The 17,679-nt window shown below is 64.5% G+C and carries 12 protein-coding genes and 1 riboswitch; of the genes, 3 read left to right on the top strand and 9 right to left on the bottom strand.

From position 1 onward, the window contains the following. Positions 1-441 precede the first annotated feature (441 nt). The 9 genes from lpdA to zapE all read right to left on the bottom strand — a co-directional run bounded on the left by lpdA (position 442) and on the right by zapE (position 12,906). Complete coding sequence (gene lpdA, locus KIO74_RS14580) at positions 442-1,848, bottom strand: dihydrolipoyl dehydrogenase (RefSeq protein ID WP_213332571.1); 1,407 nt, start codon at positions 1,846-1,848, stop codon at positions 442-444. A gap of 91 nt (positions 1,849-1,939) precedes the next feature. Further along, on the bottom strand, positions 1,940-2,683 hold the full coding sequence (locus KIO74_RS14575; protein WP_213332570.1) for an SDR family oxidoreductase: 744 nt from the start codon (positions 2,681-2,683) through the stop codon (positions 1,940-1,942). Between the two features lie 99 nt (positions 2,684-2,782). Then, positions 2,783-4,012 (bottom strand): 2-oxoglutarate dehydrogenase complex dihydrolipoyllysine-residue succinyltransferase, encoded by a 1,230-nt coding sequence (gene odhB, locus KIO74_RS14570; RefSeq protein WP_213332569.1) that lies wholly within the window; start codon positions 4,010-4,012, stop codon positions 2,783-2,785. A 92-nt stretch (positions 4,013-4,104) separates the two neighbouring features. Next, positions 4,105-7,065: a 2-oxoglutarate dehydrogenase E1 component gene (locus KIO74_RS14565; RefSeq protein ID WP_213332568.1), complete on the bottom strand. Its 2,961-nt coding sequence runs from the start codon at positions 7,063-7,065 to the stop codon at positions 4,105-4,107. A 310-nt stretch (positions 7,066-7,375) separates the two neighbouring features. Continuing rightward, positions 7,376-8,260, bottom strand: a complete 885-nt coding sequence (gene sucD, locus KIO74_RS14560) for a succinate--CoA ligase subunit alpha (protein ID WP_213332567.1) — start codon at positions 8,258-8,260, stop codon at positions 7,376-7,378. Beyond that, positions 8,260-9,459, bottom strand: coding sequence for an ADP-forming succinate--CoA ligase subunit beta (gene sucC / locus KIO74_RS14555; protein ID WP_213332566.1), 1,200 nt, complete (start codon positions 9,457-9,459; stop codon positions 8,260-8,262). Before sucC ends, sucD begins: the two co-directional genes overlap by 1 nt. Before the next feature lie 143 nt (positions 9,460-9,602). Continuing rightward, positions 9,603-10,565, bottom strand: a complete 963-nt coding sequence (mdh, locus tag KIO74_RS14550; protein WP_213332565.1) for a malate dehydrogenase — start codon at positions 10,563-10,565, stop codon at positions 9,603-9,605. 283 nt (positions 10,566-10,848) lie between these two features. After that, positions 10,849-11,463 (bottom strand): TetR/AcrR family transcriptional regulator, encoded by a 615-nt coding sequence (locus KIO74_RS14545; RefSeq protein WP_249730992.1) that lies wholly within the window; start codon positions 11,461-11,463, stop codon positions 10,849-10,851. 168 nt (positions 11,464-11,631) lie between these two features. Beyond that, entirely contained in the window at positions 11,632-12,906 is a 1,275-nt protein-coding gene (gene zapE / locus KIO74_RS14540) for a cell division protein ZapE (RefSeq protein ID WP_213332563.1), read from the bottom strand. Positions 12,907-13,036: 130 nt separating this feature from the next. Between zapE and KIO74_RS14535 the strand changes: the two genes are divergently transcribed. The 3 genes from KIO74_RS14535 (at position 13,037) to KIO74_RS14525 (ending at position 17,529) form a co-directional block, all read left to right on the top strand. After that, on the top strand, positions 13,037-13,618 hold the full coding sequence (locus tag KIO74_RS14535; protein WP_213332562.1) for a YqaA family protein: 582 nt from the start codon (positions 13,037-13,039) through the stop codon (positions 13,616-13,618). A 40-nt stretch (positions 13,619-13,658) separates the two neighbouring features. Beyond that, positions 13,659-14,171, top strand: coding sequence for a disulfide bond formation protein B (locus KIO74_RS14530; RefSeq protein WP_213332561.1), 513 nt, complete (start codon positions 13,659-13,661; stop codon positions 14,169-14,171). A 64-nt stretch (positions 14,172-14,235) separates the two neighbouring features. Continuing rightward, positions 14,236-14,450, top strand: a riboswitch (cobalamin riboswitch). A gap of 124 nt (positions 14,451-14,574) precedes the next feature. Beyond that, the gene (locus KIO74_RS14525; RefSeq protein WP_213332560.1) at positions 14,575-17,529 is read left to right on the top strand and encodes a ribonucleoside-diphosphate reductase subunit alpha; all 2,955 of its coding nucleotides are present in this window, start codon (positions 14,575-14,577) and stop codon (positions 17,527-17,529) included. Positions 17,530-17,679 lie beyond the last annotated feature (150 nt).

Below are 17,679 nucleotides of genomic sequence, written 5' to 3'. Positions count from 1 at the left end.
GGCTGCCTTTTTTATTGGGGCTGGTGGTTCCGATGCGATGCTCCCACGTCGAGCCGCGACGGTAACCCGCTGCTTCCCTCACCCTGTCCCTCTCCCGCCCGGGAGAGGGGACGCCAATGCCTGATGTCGCGGCCGATGTCGGTGGTGCTCACCTCTCCCGACGGGAGAGGTCGCGCCGTAGGCGCGGGTGAGGGGTACCCGCTCCGGAGATCGCCTCTAAATCCAAGCTCTCTCCTTGCGGGAAGAGAGAAACCGGCGGGGCCTCCTTCCATCAGATGGACGGAAAAAGTGCGGTGGGCGCACCGTAACCACTTTTATCATAGGTTGGCGCACGTGCAGTCCCCGCGCGGCCGGCGTGGCTGGCCAGAGATCCACACGGACGCCATAAAAAATCCCCGGCGCGAGGCCGGGGACCAGCATCTTCAGTGAACTGCGTCGCGTTCACATGTGGATCGCGCGCTTCTCCACGGCCATGGCGGCTTCCTTGACCGCTTCGGAGCGGGTCGGATGGGCATGGCAGGTGCGGGCAAGATCCTCCGACGAGCCGCCGAATTCCATCAGCACGGCCACTTCGTGGATCATTTCGCCGGCCTCGGGGCCGACGATGTGGCAGCCGAGCACACGGTCCGTCGTGGCATCCGCCAGGAATTTCACGAAGCCGTCGGTGGTGTGGTTCACCTTGGCGCGGCCATTGGCCGTGAAGGGGAACTTGCCGACGTTATAAGTGATGCCCGCTTCCTTGAGTTCTTCCTCGGTGCGGCCGACGGAGGCCACCTCCGGAAAGGTGTAGACCACGCTCGGGATGACCTCGTAATTCACGTGGCCTGCCTTGCCGGCGAGGATTTCGGCCACCGCCACGCCCTCGTCCTCGGCCTTGTGCGCGAGCATCGGGCCGGCAATGACGTCGCCGATGGCGTAGACGCCGGGAACCTTGGTCGCATAGTGGCTGTCGACCACGACACGGCCGCGCTTGTCGAGCTCGACGCCGAGCTCGGCGAGGCCAAGGGCGTCGGTGTAAGGCGTGCGGCCGATCGCGACGAGAACGATATCGGCATCGAGCGTTTCGGCGTCGCCGCCAGCGGCGGGCTCGACGGTGACCTTGGCGCCGTTCTTGGCCGTCTCGACCTTGGTGACCTTGCTCGACAGCTTGAAGGTGAAGCCCTGCTTGGCAAGGATGCGCTGGAACTGCTTGGCGACCTCGCCGTCCATGCCGGGCAGGATGCGGTCGAGATACTCAATCACCGTGACCTCGGCGCCGAGGCGCTGCCAGACTGAGCCGAGCTCGAGGCCGATGACGCCGGCGCCGACGACGACGAGCTTCTTGGGCGTCTTCGCCAGCTCGAGCGCGCCGGTCGACGACACCACGATCTTCTCGTCGATGGTGACGCCGGGGAGCCTGGCGACATCCGAGCCGGTCGCGATGACGATCGACTTCGTGGCGATCGTCTGGACCGAACCGTCCTCAGCCTTCACGGAGACCGAACCGGCGGCGGGAATGCTTCCCGTGCCGAAGAACACATCGACCTTGTTCTTCTTGAGAAGGAACTCCACGCCCTTGACGTTGCCGTCGACGCCTTCCTGCTTGAAGGCCTGCAACTGGGCAATGTCGATCTTCGGCGCCGACACGCCTATGCCCATCTTGGCGAAGGCATGGGAGGCCTCGTGGAACTTCTCTGAGGCATAGAGCAGCGCCTTGGACGGGATGCAGCCGACGTTCAGGCACGTGCCGCCATGGGTCTTGCGCTTCTCGACGACGGCCGTCTTCAGGCCGAGCTGGGCGGCCCGGATGGCGCAGACATAGCCGCCCGGTCCAGTGCCGATGACGACGAGATCGTAAGCGTCAGCCATTTCGCGTTCTTTCCTTCTTGCAAACCGCTTTAAGTTTTTGCTCTGAGCATGCTCTTTTCCAAAAACCGGTATCCACTTTTGGGATCATGCTCTAACGGCCGCCCGATACATCGATCGTCGTGCCGGTCACATAGCTGGCCTTGTCGGAGATGAGCCACATGATCGCCTCCGCGACCTCGTCCGCGCTGCCCTCGCGGCCCATCGGGAGCATGCTGCGCATGCGGGCGACCCGGCCAGGATCGCCGCCGCTAGCATGGATATCGGTGTCGATGATGCCGGGCCTGACGCCGGCAACACGGATGCCCTGGTCGGCGACCTCCAGGGCGAGCCCATGGGTAAAGCTGTCGATGGCACCCTTCGCGGCGGCGTAGTCGATATACTGCTTGGCGCCGCCCAGCGCGGCGGCGCGCGAGGACAGATTGACGATGACGCCGCCCTGCCCGCCGGAGCTGGTGGACATGCGGCGCACCGCCTCGCGGGCGGCGATGAGGCTGCCGACAACGTTCACCATCATCATGCGGGTGATGCGTTCGAACGACATGTCGGCGAGCGGCGCCGCGCGATCAACGATGCCCGCATTGTTGATCAGCCCCGCGAGGGGGCCAAGCTTGTCGGCCTCGGCGAAAAGGCGAACGACGTCCGCCTCGTCAGCGACATCCCCCTTCACGGCAATAGCCGTGCCGCCAGCCTCGCTTATCCGGGCCACCACGGCATCAGCCGCAGTGGCATCCGAGACGTAACTGATGGCCACGCGATAGCCCGCGGCCGCGGCCTTGAACGCGGTGGCGCGGCCAATACCCCGGCCACCGCCTGTGATCACCAGAACGCCATCCATCGCACCAGCCTTTCCTTCAGAACCCGATGAGTGAATTCCGGTTCTGGAACGAAGCGGTGGTCCCGAGCGACCAGCGCCCTAGCGACTATGGGGTCTGGATCAGAGGTCCAGCACGAGGCGTGTCGGGTCCTCGAGGTTTTCCTTGATGCGGACCAGGAACGTGACCGCTTCCTTACCGTCGATGAGACGGTGGTCGTAGGACACCGCGAGATACATCATCGGTCGGGCGACGATCTGGCCGTTCTTCACCACGGGCCGCTGCTCGATGCGGTGCATTCCGAGGATAGCGGACTGTGGCGCGTTGAGGATCGGCGTGGAGAGAAGCGAACCGTAGACACCGCCGTTGGAAATGGTGAAGGTGCCGCCCTGCATCTCCTCGATCGTCAGCTTGCCGTCACGGGCGCGCTTCCCGTACTCGGCGATCTCTTTCTCGATGCCGGCGATCGACAGCTGGTCCGCATCGCGGACTACGGGCACGACGAGGCCCTTGTCCGTGCCGACGGCGACGCCGATGTGGTAGTAGTTCTTGTAGATGATGTCCGTGCCGTCGATCTCGGCATTGACGGCCGGCACGTCCTTCAGCGCCTGCACGCAGGCCTTCACGAAGAAGCCCATGAAGCCGAGCTTCACGCCGTGCTTCTTCTCGAACACATCCTTGTACTGGTTGCGCAGATCCATCACGCCGGACATGTCGACATCGTTGAACGTCGTCAGCATGGCGGCGGCGGACTGGGCTTCCTTCAGGCGGCGCGCGATGGTCTGGCGCAGCTTGGTCATGCGCACGCGCTCTTCGCGCGAGGCATCATCCGGAGCCGACGGCGCGCGCAGCTGCACGGGCTGGGCTGGTTGGGCGGAGGCCGCGCCGCTGGACAGCGCGCCGAGGATATCGCCCTTGGTCACGCGACCGTCCTTGCCGGTGCCGGCGACCTTCGCCGGATCAAGACCGGTCTCGGCCGCGATGCGGCCGACCGCCGGACCATTGTCACCCTTGGAGGGAGCAGCGGCGGGTGCCGGCGCCGGAGCGGCGGCCGGAGCAGGCGCCGGCTTTGCCGCGGGCTTTTCAGCCGCCTTGGCGGGAGTAGCACCCGCGCCACCTTCGCTGAGCGAGCCGAGCAGGGCGCCAACCTCGACGGTGTCGCCTTCCTTGACGGTGATCTCGGCGAGCACGCCGGCGGCCGGAGCGTTGACCTCCAGCGTCACCTTGTCGGTTTCGAGTTCGACGAGCGGCTCATCGGCCTTCACGGCCTCGCCCTGTTTCTTGAACCACCGGCCGATGGTGGCCTCCGTCACGGATTCGCCGAGGGTCGGCACACGGATTTCGGTCGCCATGATGTTCGCTTCTTGCTGTCTTCCGGCCGGGCCGGATGCCTGACGATCTAAGGCCTTGCGGCCAGCTTGAGGGGGCGGGGCGAAGGCTTCCCTCAGGAAGCCAGCGCCTCGTCAAGGAAAGCCTGCAACTGTGCCAGATGCTTGGACATCTGGCCGACAGCCGTGGAGGCCGAGGCGGGACGTCCGACATAGCGCGGACGCGTCGCCTTGAGGCCGGAATGGTCGAGCACCCATTCGAGATAGGGTTCGACGAAGTTCCACGACCCCATGTTCTTGGGCTCTTCCTGGCACCACAACACCTCAGCGTTGCGGAAGCGGGAAAGAATGCCGGCAAGCGTCTTGGCCGGGAAAGGATAGAGCTGCTCGACGCGCAGGAAGAAGATGTCGTCGATGCCGCGCTTCTCGCGCTCCTCATAGAGGTCGTAGTAGACCTTGCCCGAGCAGATCACGACCCGGCGGATCTTCTCGTCCTTGACGAGCTTGATCTTCTCCTTCGGCAGACGCTCGGCGTCATCCCGCAGGATGCGGTGGAAGCTCGTGCCTTCGGAGAGCTCGTCCAGCGTCGAGACGCAGCGCTTGTGGCGCAGCAGCGACTTCGGCGTCATCAGGATGAGCGGCTTGCGGAACTCGCGCTTCAGCTGCCGGCGCAGGATATGGAAGTAGTTCGCCGGCGTCGTGCAGTTCGCGACCTGCATGTTGTCCTCGGCGCAGAGCTGCAGATAGCGCTCCAGGCGGGCGGAGGAATGCTCCGGCCCCTGGCCTTCATAGCCATGCGGAAGCAGCATCACGAGGCCCGACATCCTGAGCCACTTGCGCTCACCCGACGAGATGAACTGGTCGACGACCACCTGGGCACCGTTGGCGAAGTCACCGAACTGCGCTTCCCACAGGGTCAGCGCATTCGGCTCGGCCAGCGTGTAGCCATATTCGAAGCCGAGCACCGCCTCTTCCGAGAGCATCGAGTTGATGACCTCGTAGCGGGCCTGGTTCTCGTCCAGGTTGTTGAGGGGCGTGTAGCGGTCCTCGTTCTCCTGGTCGAGCAGCACCGAATGGCGCTGGCTGAAAGTGCCGCGCTCGACGTCCTGGCCCGACAGGCGGACAGGGTGGCCTTCAAGCAGCAGCGAGCCGAAGGCAAGCGCCTCGCCGGTGGCCCAGTCGATGCCCTGGCCTTCCTCGATCGTCTTGCGACGATTGTCGAGGAAGCGCTGGATCGTGCGGTGCAGATGGAAGCCTTCCGGCACCGTGGTCAGGCGCTCGCCCATGGTCTTCAGGGTCGCGTCCGGCAGGCCGGTCGCCCCCCGGCGCGGATCGTCGGCGTCCTCGCGGACAGCCTTGAGCCCTGACCAGCGGCCATCCAGCCAGTCAGCCTTGTTGGGCTTGTAGGTCTGCGCCGATTCGAACTCGCCCTCGAGCCTCGTGCGCCAGGCGGCCTTCGCCTCCTCGACCTCGCTTTCGGCCAGCACGCCCTCGGCCACGAGCTTCTTGCCGTAGATCTCCAGCGACGTCGGATGCTGGCGGATCTTCTTGTACATGATCGGCTGGGTGAACGCCGGCTCGTCGCCCTCGTTATGGCCGAAGCGGCGGTAGCAGAACATGTCGATGACGACAGGCTTGTGGAACTTCTGCCGGAACTCGATGGCGATCTTCGCGGCGAAGGTCACGGCTTCCGGGTCGTCGCCATTCACGTGGAACACCGGCGCCTCGACCATCTTGGCGAGATCCGACGGATAAGGCGAGGTGCGCGCATAGCGCGGGTTGGTCGTGAAGCCGATCTGGTTGTTGATGATGAAATGCAGGGAGCCGCCGGTGCGGTGCCCCTTCAGGCCGGAGAGGCCGAGGCATTCCGCCACGACGCCCTGGCCGGCGAAGGCCGCGTCGCCATGGATGAGGAGCGGCAGCACCTTCGAACGCTCGACGGTGTCGCCGAGCTGGTCCTGCTTCGCGCGCACCTTGCCGAGCACGACGGGATCGACGATCTCGAGATGCGAGGGGTTGGCGGCGAGCGAAAGATGGACGCGGTTGCCGTCGAACTCACGGTCCGACGAGGCGCCGAGATGGTACTTCACGTCACCGGAGCCTTCCACGTCGTCAGGCGCGAAGGATCCGCCCTTGAACTCGTGGAAGATGGCGCGGTGCGGCTTGCCCATGACCTGCGCGAGCACGTTCAGACGACCGCGGTGCGCCATGCCGAGCGCGATATCGCGAACGCCCAGCGCGCCGCCGCGCTTGATGATCTGCTCGAGCGCCGGAATCATCGACTCGCTGCCGTCGAGGCCGAAGCGCTTGGTGCCGGTGTACTTGACGTCGAGGAACTTCTCGAATCCTTCCGCCTCGACGAGCTTGTTGAAGATCGCGCGCTTGCCCTCGCGGGTGAAGCTGATCTCCTTGTCCGGCCCCTCGATGCGCTCCTGGATCCAGGCCTTTTCGGTCGGATCGGAGATATGCATGAACTCGACGCCCAGCGTCTGGCAATAGGTGCGCCGCAGGATCTCCAGCATCTGGTTGATGGTGGCGAACTCGAGACCGAGCACGTTGTCGATGAAGATCTTGCGATCGTAGTCCTGCGGCCCGAAGCCGTAGGTCGAGGGGTGCAGTTCCTCGTGATCGCCGCGCGGTTCGAGCGCCAGCGGATCGAGATCGGCATGGAGGTGGCCACGCATGCGATAGGCGCGGATCATCATGATAGCGCGCACGCTGTCGCGGGCCGCCTGCTCGACCTCGGCCTGGCTGAGCTCGACGCCCTTCGCCTGGGCCTTGCCCTTGATCTTGTCGCCGATCGCCTTCTCGACGCCGATCCAGTTGCCGTCCAGCGCCGAGACGAGCTCGCCATTGGCGACGATCGGCCAGTTCGGCCGCTTCCAGGACGCGCCGCGCGCGTTCTCGACGATCGTCGACCCCTCGTCCTTCAGCCCGGCAAAGAACGTCTGCCACTGCTCGTCGACGGAGGACGGGTTCTGCTGGTAGCGGGCGTAGAGCTCCTCCAGATAGGCGGCATTGCCACCGTAGAGGAAGGAAGTTTGAGCAAAGATGTCGTTCACGTCCTGGCGTGCCATCGTCTTCATCCTGGCCGGGACCTCTGCAACACACGTGTGGGTGCGGCTGCGAAGGCATATGCGCGGCCATCGAAGGCCGGCTTCTCCCGCCGCAACCCGGTTTCGCGGCGAGAGGGACCGCCTGGGGCGCTCCCGTTTCGATCAAACTGGATCTCTTGGATCCCCGCCGGTCATATGGCGATCGAACCGCAATATTCCCAGAAGGTTTCCAGACCCTTTCCTCTTCGACCCTCAGATGAGGATCTACAACGTCCGGACAAGACAGATGTAAACCTGGTCCGGCTAGCGCCGGACCAGGCAAAAAGCTGTCTTATCCCTTCAAGACCTCAACCAGGGTCTTGCCAAGGCGGGCCGGTGAAGGCGACACGCGGATGCCCGCCGCCTCCATCGCCGCGATCTTGTCTTCGGCGCCGCCCTTACCGCCCGAAATGATGGCGCCAGCATGGCCCATGCGGCGGCCGGGAGGGGCGGTGCGGCCGGCGATGAAGCCGACCATCGGTTTCTTGCGGCCCTTCTTCGCCTCGCGGGCGATGAACTCCGCGGCATCTTCCTCGGCCGCGCCGCCGATCTCGCCGATCATGACGATCGACTCGGTCGCGGGATCGGAGAGGAACATGTCCAGCACCTCGATGAACTCGGTGCCCTTGACCGGATCGCCGCCGATGCCGACCGCCGTGGTCTGGCCGAGGCCTTCCTGGGAGGTCTGGAACACCGCTTCATAGGTCAGCGTGCCCGAGCGCGAGACGATGCCGACGCTGCCGGGCTTGAAGATGTTGGCCGGCATGATGCCGATCTTCGACTGGCCGGCGGTGACGACACCCGGGCAGTTCGGGCCGATGAGGCGCGACTTCGAGGCATCGAGCGAGCGGCGCACGCGCACCATGTCGAGCACCGGAATGCCTTCGGTGATGCAGACGATCAGCGGGATCTCCGCGTCGATGGCCTCGCAGATGGCGTCAGCGGCGCCCGCCGGCGGCACGTAGACCACCGACGCGTCGGCGCCGGTCTTCTCACGCGCCTCGCGCACGGTGTCGAACACCGGCAGGCCGAGGTGCTTGGAACCCCCCTTGCCGGGCGAGGTGCCGCCAACGAGATTGGTTCCATAGGCGATGGCCTGCTCCGAGTGGAACGTGCCGTTCTTGCCCGTGAAGCCCTGGGTGATGACCTTGGTGTTCTTGTCGATGAGAATGGACATCAGCGGGTCCCCTTCACGGCCGCGACAATCTTCTGCGCCGCGTCATCGAGATCGTCGGCCGGAATGACGTTCAGGCCGGATTCGCGAATGATGGTCTTGCCTTCCTCGACATTGGTGCCTTCGAGGCGGACGACCAGCGGCACTTCAAGACCGACGGCCTTCACCGCGGCGATGACGCCGCGCGCGATGACGTCGCACTTCATGATGCCGCCGAAGATGTTGACCAGGATGCCCTTCACGTTGGGATCCGAGGTGATGATCTTGAAGGCAGCCGTGACCTTCTCCTCCGAGGCGCCGCCGCCGACATCGAGGAAGTTCGCCGGCTCTTCGCCGTAGAGCTTGATGATGTCGAGGGTCGCCATGGCGAGGCCGGCGCCGTTGACCATGCAGCCGATCGTGCCGTCGAGCGCGATATAGGCGAGGTCGTACTTGGACGCCTCGATTTCCTTCTCGTCCTCTTCCGTCACGTCACGCAGGGCGACAACGTCGGGATGACGGTAGAGCGAATTGGAATCGAACGAGACCTTGGCGTCGAGGCACTTGAGCTGGCCGTCCTTGGTGACGATCAGCGGATTGATCTCGAGCATCGCCATGTCCTTGGCGACGAAGGCGGCATAAAGCTGGGTGATGAGCTGGCCGGCCTGCTTGGCGAGGTCGCCGGTGAGACCGAGGGCCTGAGCCACGGTCCGGCCGTGGTGCGGCATCACCCCGGTCGCGGGGTCGACAGAGAAGGTGTGGATCTTCTCGGGCGTCTTATGCGCGACTTCCTCGATGTCCATGCCGCCTTCCGTCGAGACGACGAAAGCGACGCGGCCGGTGGAGCGATCGACGAGAGCGGAGAGATAGAACTCGCTCTCGATGTCCGAGCCGTCCTCGATATAGATGCGGTTGACCTGCTTGCCAGCGGGGCCCGTCTGGATCGTGACGAGGGTGTTGCCGAGCATCTGGCCGACGAAGGTCTTGACCTCGTCCACCGACTTGGCGAGGCGGACACCGCCCTTCTCGCCAGCCTCAGGCTCCTTGAACTTGCCCTTGCCGCGGCCGCCGGCGTGGATCTGGCTTTTCACCACCCACAGTGGGCCGCCAAGCTCCTTGGCGGCGGCTTCGGCCTCATCGACCGAAAAAACGGCCCGACCGGCCGAAACGGGGGCGCCGAATTCCTTGAGGATGGCCTTGCCCTGGTACTCGTGAATATTCATCCGTTTAGCCTTTCAGCTGCGGAACTGGGCCGTTGTCCGGCAGAGGCCGGACAACATCCGGCACTCTCGATGAAGACAGAAGCGGGCCACAATAAGGTGTTCCGGTAACCACCGTCGCCGGACACCTCCTGCGGCCGCGCTGGTCACGCAAAGGCGGGATTGATGCCCTTGCAGGCTTCGATCAGGCCTTCGACTGCCGCGACCGACTTGGCGAATTCCGCCTTCTCGGCCTCGTTCAGCTCGATTTCGACGATGCGCTCGACACCATTGGCGCCGATGACGATCGGCACGCCGACGAAGACGTCCTTGACGCCATACTGGCCGGTGAGATGGGCGGCCGCCGGCAGCACCCGGCGCTTGTCCTTGAGGAAGCTTTCCGCCATGGCGATGGCGGAAGCGGCCGGCGCATAGAAGGCCGAGCCGGTCTTGAGGAGGTTGACGATCTCGCCGCCGCCCTTGCGGGTGCGCTCGATGATGGCGTCGAGCTTCTCCTGGCTGGTCCAGCCGAGCTTGACGAGATCCGTGAGCGGGATGCCGGCAACGGTGGAGTAACGGGCGAGCGGCACCATGTCGTCGCCGTGGCCGCCCAGCACGAAGGCGGTGACGTCCTCGACCGAGACCTTGAATTCTTCCGCGAGGAAGTAACGGAAGCGGGCGGAGTCGAGCACGCCGGCCATGCCGACGATCTTGTTCTTCGGCAGGCCCGAGGCCTTCTGCAGGGCCCACACCATCGCGTCGAGCGGGTTGGTGATGCAGATGACGAAGGCGTCGGGCGCATACTGCTTGATGCCCTGGCCGACCGAGTCCATGACCTTGAGGTTGATGCCGAGAAGATCATCGCGGCTCATGCCGGGCTTGCGCGGCACGCCAGCGGTGACGATGATGACATCAGCACCGGCGATGTCGGCGTAAGACTGCGTTCCCGAATAGGCGGCGTCGAAACCATCGACGGGGGAGGATTCCGCGAGGTCGAGGGCCTTGCCCTGGGGGGTGCCCTCTGCGATGTCGAAGAGGACGATGTCGCCGAGTTCCTTGAGACCAGCCAGATGCGCGAGCGTGCCGCCGATCTGGCCTGCGCCGATCAGAGCGATCTTCTTACGGGCCATAGAAAACGTCCTTGGCTTTGAAGGGGAGGGATCATGCCCTCGGGAATACCGAGGTTCTTTGCCTCAAAGGCAGCACTGCATCAAGTCAAGGTTGTGACAGCCGGGTTGGCAGCCTGCGCGACGGTGGAAGGCCGCCTGCGCGTCCGCCATGCCGGTTGCTTATAAAACTAATTCAATTGCAGGAGCTTATGGGAATCCCCGGAGGGCTTCCGAGTGCATTGAGCTCAGCGATTCGAGTTAGTAACAGAATTTGAAAAATGTAACTTTTCGGCTTTCCCGGACCCTAGATCAGGCCTACGGACAAGGCCCGCAGGGCTACCCGCACCACCGCCGCGAGGCGCCTATCGAGCACGTCACGCGGGACCCCAGCGTCCGCCAGAATGGCGCTCGGGTGGGTGAAGCGGTAAAGCACGTCGGTCAGGAAGGAGAGGGCGCCTTCCCGGTCGCGCGGCTCGAATGCGCCCGTCGCTATGCCCTCGTCGACCACACGTTCAACCAGCATGCGCACGCGTCCGCGATGCCGACGCGCGACGGCCCGGTTCTCGAGGGTCGCTGTGACGAAGAGGCGGAACACCGGCGCGTTCTGCTCCATCAGCGTGCGATAGAGGCGCGCGAGGTCGAGGACCAGCCGCTCCAGCTTGTCGTCGGCAGGGTCCGGCGCGCTCGCCACGTCCGCGATCACGGTCTCGATCGGTTTCAGCGCCTCACCGACGACCGCATCGATCAGGGCATTTTTCGAGGGGAAATAGCGGTAGACGTTGGCATGGGTCATGCCAGCCGCCTCGGCGACAGCCACCACGGTCATCTTGCCCGGACCGAACTTGCGCACATGCTCATTGGCGATGGCGATGAGGCGCGCGTCCACCCTGTCGGGCGCGATATTGGTCGGCTTGGTCAAAGGATTTCTAGGTGAAGGCTGTTTGGCCGATGGATGTCTAGCCATGCGGGCTTGCGCCTGGGGACGTCGATGCGGGGCTTGCTGTGAGCGGACCAGGTTGGCCGCGGACGCTCCTGTCACGGACGCTTCTGCCGCGATGATCCCTCGGCAGCGGCGGGCGCACCGTCATCAGGTCTCCACGAGCCCGGTACTGTCGCCTGAGCCGGTGGAGTCGCCGCGCCCGTGGGGCGCAGAGAGATATTCCTCGGACTGCATCTCGATCAGGCGAGAGACCGTGCGGTCGAATTCAAAGGCCTCGCGTCCCTGATCGGCATGGTAGAGGTTCTGCGGCTCCGCCGCCGCGGACGCGAGAAGTTTCACATGCCGGTCGTAGAGCGTATCGACGAGGGTAATAAAGCGCTTGGCTTCATTGCGGCGGTCGAAATTGAGCGCCGGAATGTTCTCGACGATGAGGGTATGGAAGCGTTCCGCCAGCGCTAGGTAATCGGAGGCGCCGAGCGGCTTGCTGCAGAGATCGGTGAAGGCAAAGCGTGCGACGCCGCCGGCCGCGCAAGGCACCTCCACCGGATGCCCCTTCACCGTCAATGACAAGGGTCCGCCGGTGGAGCCGGTGAGCGCGTGGAACATCGTATCCAGGCGCTGTCGGGCGTTGTCATCGTCGGGCACGATGAAGACCGGGCTCCCGGCGAGTTTCTCAAGCCGGAAATCCGTACGCGACTGGAGCTTGACTACGTCCATCCGCTCCTTGAGGAGAGCGATGAACGGCAGGAAAAGCGCCCGATTGAGCCCGTCCTCATAGAGACGGTCAGGCACGACGTTGGACGTCGCGACCACCACGACGCCGAGCGAGAAGAGGCTGGTGAAAAGACGCCCGAGGATCATCGCGTCGGCGATATCGGTCACCGCGAATTCGTCGAAGCACAGAAGCTCGGCTTCCTTCGCGAGTTCGGCCGCCACGTGGGGGATCGGGTCTGTGTCCTTCTCCTCGCCGCGCTTGACGCGCTGCCGGAAGTGGAAGATGCGCTCGTGCACATCGCTCATGAAGGCGTGGAAATGCGCCCGCCGTTTCAGTGCGACCGGTGCGACCTCGAAGAAGAGGTCCATCAGCATCGTCTTGCCACGCCCGACAGAACCCCAGACATAGAGCCCACGGACCACCGCTCCATTGTCGCGCTCGCGCCGACCCAGCAGCCACGCGAAGGGGCGCTTCGGCGCGGCCTTGGCCTTCTCGGCCCGCCGCAGCGTTTCCACGAGCCGATCGAGTTGCGCGATGAGCGCGAGCTGCGCCTCATCGCGCTCTACCGTGCCCGTGGCGATGAGCGCCTCATAGCGCAACGCGACGGATTCGCCGGCTGCTGCCGGCAGTTCCTGACGGTGGGTGGGGGGGCGAGAATGAGCGGTCACACCCACGCAATAACGCTTTCGGGCCTCAAGAACAATCATGCGCCGACAATCATGCGTTTCCTGCCCGCCTGGCGAGAACCGTGGCAGTCATGCCGCGTGTTTGCGGATTTGGTAACCGCAACGCGCGATGGCGATGGACAAGACTGGCGGGGCAGCTTAAGCGGTCCCAATGCTGCGCCGCCTCTACGACTGGACATTGTCGCTTGCCGCAAGCCCATACGCTGCCTGGGCGCTGGCGCTCGTCTCCTTTGCCGAAAGTTCATTCTTTCCGGTCCCGCCGGATGTGCTTCTCGTGCCGATGGCGCTGGCGCGGCCGGACAAGGCCTTTTTCTATGCCGGTGTCTGCACGGTGGCGTCGGTCATTGGCGGCTTGTTCGGCTATGCCATCGGCGCGGTGCTCTATGACACGCTCGGCGCCTGGATCATCCAGGCTTATGGTTACGGTGACAATGTCGAGGCTTTCCGGCAGGCCTATGCGGCCTATGGCGAATGGATCATCCTGATCAAGGGCCTCACGCCTATCCCCTACAAGCTGGTGACCATCACATCCGGCTTTGCCGGCTACGACCTTCTGTGGTTCACGATACTGTCAATCATCACCCGGGGCCTGCGGTTCTATATTCTCGCCGCGCTGGTCAACCGTTTCGGGGCTCCCGCCAAGGAAATCCTGGAGCGCAACCTCGGTCTGGCCGCAATCATCCTGTTTGCCACCATCATCGGCGGCTTCGTGGCCGTCCGCTATATATTCTAGGGGCGCGCATCGACAGGGCGCCTCGCCTCACGAGCGTTCAATGTCCCTTCTCTCGCGCCCACGCCTTGTTGCACTGACGATCCTCGTCATTTGCGTCGCCCTCATCGGCGGCGCCTATTATTTTGAGTACGTGCTGGGGCTGAAGCCCTGTGAGCTTTGTCTCAAACAGCGCCAGCCCTACTATCTCGCGATGCCGATAGCGGCGGTGCTCGCGCTTCTGCCCGATGAGCGGCGTGACCGGCTGTTCGTGGGCCTGCGCTGGATAGGCTTCGGCATCATCGCGGTCGCGTTCCTCTACAACGCCGGCCTCGGCGTCTACCACAGCGGCGCGGAGTGGCATTTGTGGCAGGGGCCTGCGGATTGCACCGGCCCCATGAACAACAATGTCGGCCTCAATGATTTTCTCAAGAACCTGCAGACCACCCGCGTGGTGCGCTGCGACGAGGCCGCCTGGCGTTTCCTGGGTGTTTCGCTCGCCGGCTGGAGTGCGCTCGCCTCGCTCGGCCTTGCGCTGCTCGCGCTCGGCGGCCTGGGGAAAATGAGGAAAAATTAACCCTGGCCGTGATCCCACGCCGCGCCGAGATATCGCATATATTGACATAAGCGGGCAATTACCCCCTATATCTAGTGGTCACGGTCGCTCGATTCGTATTCGAGCGGGCAAGAGGGAATTCGGGCGCGGAGCTTTGGCACCGCCAAACCGAAGCTGCCCCCGCAACTGTAAGTGGTGAGTCTACGTCCAACTGATGTCACTGGCGTCGCATGGCGCCGGGAAGGCAGGGCGTGGGCGGCGATCCACAGCCAGGAGACCTGCCGCGACGATTGAGATTGTCCTCGGGCGGGGTGCCCCGGTGGATCGCCTGGAGTTTGTCGCGGCGGAAGGCTGCCGGGCGCTCCTGTTTGCGCGTCCGCTCGGCCTTTGCCCCCAAGAATGGGGTGTGTTGCCGATGTCCTTGATGACCGAAACCGAAGCCCGCGAAACCGAAGCCAGGCTGTCACGCTCGCCCGCTGGTGTGACGGGCGCCCCCCGCGCGGCCGCTGAGCCGGGATACCAGCTCATCCGCCGCAACGGCGCTGTGACGCCGTTCGACCCGTCGAAGATCGCCGTTGCGCTGACGAAGGCGTTCCTCGCCGTCGAAGGATCGAGCGCCGCCGCCTCGCGCCGCGTGCACGACATCGTCGCTGATCTCACCGGCCAGATTGTCGCCGCGCTGACCCGTCGCGCCGATGCCGGGCGTACCTTCCACATCGAGGATGTGCAGGACCAGGTCGAGCTCGCCCTCATGCGCAGCGAGCATCACAAGGCCGCGCGCGCCTATGTGCTCTATCGCGAGGAGCGTGCCCGCGAGCGCGCCCGCGCCGCCAATGACGCGACGACGACGCCGGAGCAGCCACACCTTCGCATGAAGGGCGCTGACGGCGAACTTGTGCCGCTCGACGAGGCGCGCCTTGCCGCCATCATCGCGGAAGCCTGCGCCGGTCTCGAAGGCGTGACCGCTGAGGCGATCCTCACGGAGGCGCGCCGCAACCTCTACGACGGCATCAGCCGGGACGAACTGGCGCTCGCGCCGATCCTCGCGGCCCGCACCCTTGTCGAGACCGAGCCGGACTATGCCAAGGTTTCCGCGCGGCTCTTGAACGACAAGCTGCGGCGCGAGGCCTTGAGCTTCGTCTTCGGCCGCGCGGAGGAGGCGACGCAGGCCGAGATGGCCGAGCGCTACCCGAGCTATTTCCACGCTTACGTGAAGACTGGCATCGACAATGAGCTTCTCGACCCTGAGCTCGCCCGCTTCGATCTGGCCCGCCTCGCCGCCGCGCTGAAGCCCGAGCGCGATCTGAACTTCGACTATCTCGGCTTCCAGACGCTCTACGACCGCTATTTCCTGCATGTGCGCGGCACGCGGTTCGAGCTGGCGCAGGCTTTCTTCATGCGCGTCGCCATGGGTGTGGCGCTGCGTGAGGTCGACCGCGAGGCGAAGGCGATCGAATTTTACGATCTCCTCTCGTCCTTCCATTTCATGTGCTCGACGCCGACGCTGTTCAACGCCGGCACGCGCCGCTCGCAGCTTGCCTCCTGCTTCCTGACCACGGTGTCGGACGACCTCGACGGCATCTTCAAGGCGATCAAGGACAATGCCCTGCTCGCCAAATATTCCGGCGGGCTCGGCAATGACTGGACGCCGGTGCGTGGCCTCGGCGCCCATATCAAGGGCACCAACGGCGAAAGCCAGGGCGTCGTGCCCTTCCTCAAGGTGGCCAATGATACGGCGATCGCCGTCAATCAGGGCGGCAAGAGGAAGGGCGCCGTCTGCGGCTACCTCGAGACATGGCATGTGGACATCGAGGAATTCCTCGATCTCCGGAAGAACACCGGCGACGATCGCCGCCGCACCCACGACATGAACACCGCCAACTGGGTGCCGGACCTGTTCATGCAGCGCGTCGAGGCGGACGGCCCGTGGACACTGTTTTCGCCGGACGAGGTACCGGACCTGCATGATCGCTACGGGCCGGCTTTCCGTGATGCCTACGAGGCCTATGAGGCAAAGGCCGCGCGCGGTGAGATGAAGGTGTTCAAGCAGGTGAGGGCGCTCGACCTCTGGCGGCGCATGCTGACCATGTTGTTCGAGACCGGCCACCCCTGGCTCACCTTCAAGGATCCCTGCAACATCCGCTCGCCCCAGGGGCACGCGGGCGTTGTGCATTCCTCGAACCTCTGCACCGAGATCACGCTGAACACCTCCCATGACGAGGTGGCAGTCTGCAATCTCGGCTCAGTCAATCTCGCGGCCCATGTCACGGCTGACGGCCTCGATATGGAGAAATTGGTGCGCACGGTCAAAACCGCGATGCGCATCCTCGACAATGTCATCGACATCAACTTCTACACGATCCCCGAGGCGCGCCGGTCGAACCTGCGTCATCGGCCGATTGGCCTTGGCCTGATGGGCTTCCAGGACGCCCTGCAGACCCTGCGCATTCCCTATGGCTCGGACGCGGCCGTTTCCTTCGCGGATGCGAGCATGGAAGCCATCTCGTTCCACGCCATCGCTTCCTCGGTCGATCTGGCAGTCGAGCGCGGCCGCTATTCATCCTTCGAAGGGTCGCTATGGTCACGCGGCATCCTGCCGATCGATTCCGTCGGCCTCCTGGCCGAGGCGCGCGGCACTGCAACGCGTGACGGGGTTTTCGACCGCTCGTCGAAGCTCGATTGGGAGACGTTGCGCCAGCGGGTGGTCACGACCGGCATGCGCAATTCCAACACGATGGCGATCGCGCCCACCGCGACGATCTCCAATATCTGCGGGGTCAGCCAGTCGATCGAGCCCGCCTACCAGAACCTCTTCGTGAAATCGAACATGTCGGGCGATTTCACCGTGGTGAACGCCGCGCTGGTGCGCGACCTCAAGGCGCGCGGCCTGTGGGACGAGGTGATGGTGTCGGATCTCAAATATTTCGACGGCAGTGTCGGCCAGATCGACCGGGTGCCCGACGATCTCAAGGCGCTCTACGCGACGGCTTTCGAAATCGATTCGGCCTGGCTGATCGAGGCGGCCGCGCGCCGGCAGAAATGGATCGACCAGTCGCAGTCGCTCAATCTCTACATCGCCAATCCGTCCGGGCGTAAGCTCGACACGCTCTATCGCCTGGCGTGGCAGCGCGGCCTGAAGACGACCTACTACCTGCGCTCGCGCTCCGCGACCCATGTCGAGAAATCGACGCTGAAGGGCACCGACGGCAAGCTCAACGCGGTTTCCGCGGTGGTGCCGGCTGCTGCGCCCGCGGCATCGCCGATTCTCATCGCCGAGACGCGTAAAGCGAGTGATGTGGCGGCAGGTGAGGCTGAACTCGGCGCCGCCTGGGGCAAGGCCTGCGCGATCGACGACCCCGACTGCGAAGCCTGCCAATAGGAAGAGCGCCTCCCTCTCTCCGCCAAGTCGGCTATCGCCAACTTGGCGTTGTTCAAGCTCAACACGGCAACAGCCATGTTGAGCGGGAGAGGGTTGGGGTGAGGGGGTGAGTGAGGGCCATAGCCCCACATGACAAGACATTTGGAGAAT

The organism is Chelatococcus sp. HY11 (genome assembly GCF_018398335.1).
GTDB lineage: Bacteria > Pseudomonadota > Alphaproteobacteria > Rhizobiales > Beijerinckiaceae > Chelatococcus.
This window is presented reverse-complemented; position numbering and strand designations above follow the sequence as displayed.

What these genes read in the sequence shown, in the direction of transcription:
- lpdA (WP_213332571.1), bottom strand. Translation starts at nt 1,848, where the DNA reads ATGGCTGACGCTTACGATCTCGTCGTCATCGGCACTGGACCGGGCGGC.
- KIO74_RS14575 (WP_213332570.1), bottom strand. Translation starts at nt 2,683, where the DNA reads ATGGATGGCGTTCTGGTGATCACAGGCGGTGGCCGGGGTATTGGCCGC.
- odhB (WP_213332569.1), bottom strand. Translation starts at nt 4,012, where the DNA reads ATGGCGACCGAAATCCGTGTGCCGACCCTCGGCGAATCCGTGACGGAG.
- KIO74_RS14565 (WP_213332568.1), bottom strand. Translation starts at nt 7,065, where the DNA reads ATGGCACGCCAGGACGTGAACGACATCTTTGCTCAAACTTCCTTCCTC.
- sucD (WP_213332567.1), bottom strand. Translation starts at nt 8,260, where the DNA reads ATGTCCATTCTCATCGACAAGAACACCAAGGTCATCACCCAGGGCTTC.
- sucC (WP_213332566.1), bottom strand. Translation starts at nt 9,459, where the DNA reads ATGAATATTCACGAGTACCAGGGCAAGGCCATCCTCAAGGAATTCGGC.
- mdh (WP_213332565.1), bottom strand. Translation starts at nt 10,565, where the DNA reads ATGGCCCGTAAGAAGATCGCTCTGATCGGCGCAGGCCAGATCGGCGGC.
- zapE (WP_213332563.1), bottom strand. Translation starts at nt 12,906, where the DNA reads ATGATTGTTCTTGAGGCCCGAAAGCGTTATTGCGTGGGTGTGACCGCT.
- KIO74_RS14535 (WP_213332562.1), top strand. Translation starts at nt 13,037, where the DNA reads ATGCTGCGCCGCCTCTACGACTGGACATTGTCGCTTGCCGCAAGCCCA.
- KIO74_RS14530 (WP_213332561.1), top strand. Translation starts at nt 13,659, where the DNA reads ATGTCCCTTCTCTCGCGCCCACGCCTTGTTGCACTGACGATCCTCGTC.
- KIO74_RS14525 (WP_213332560.1), top strand. Translation starts at nt 14,575, where the DNA reads ATGACCGAAACCGAAGCCCGCGAAACCGAAGCCAGGCTGTCACGCTCG.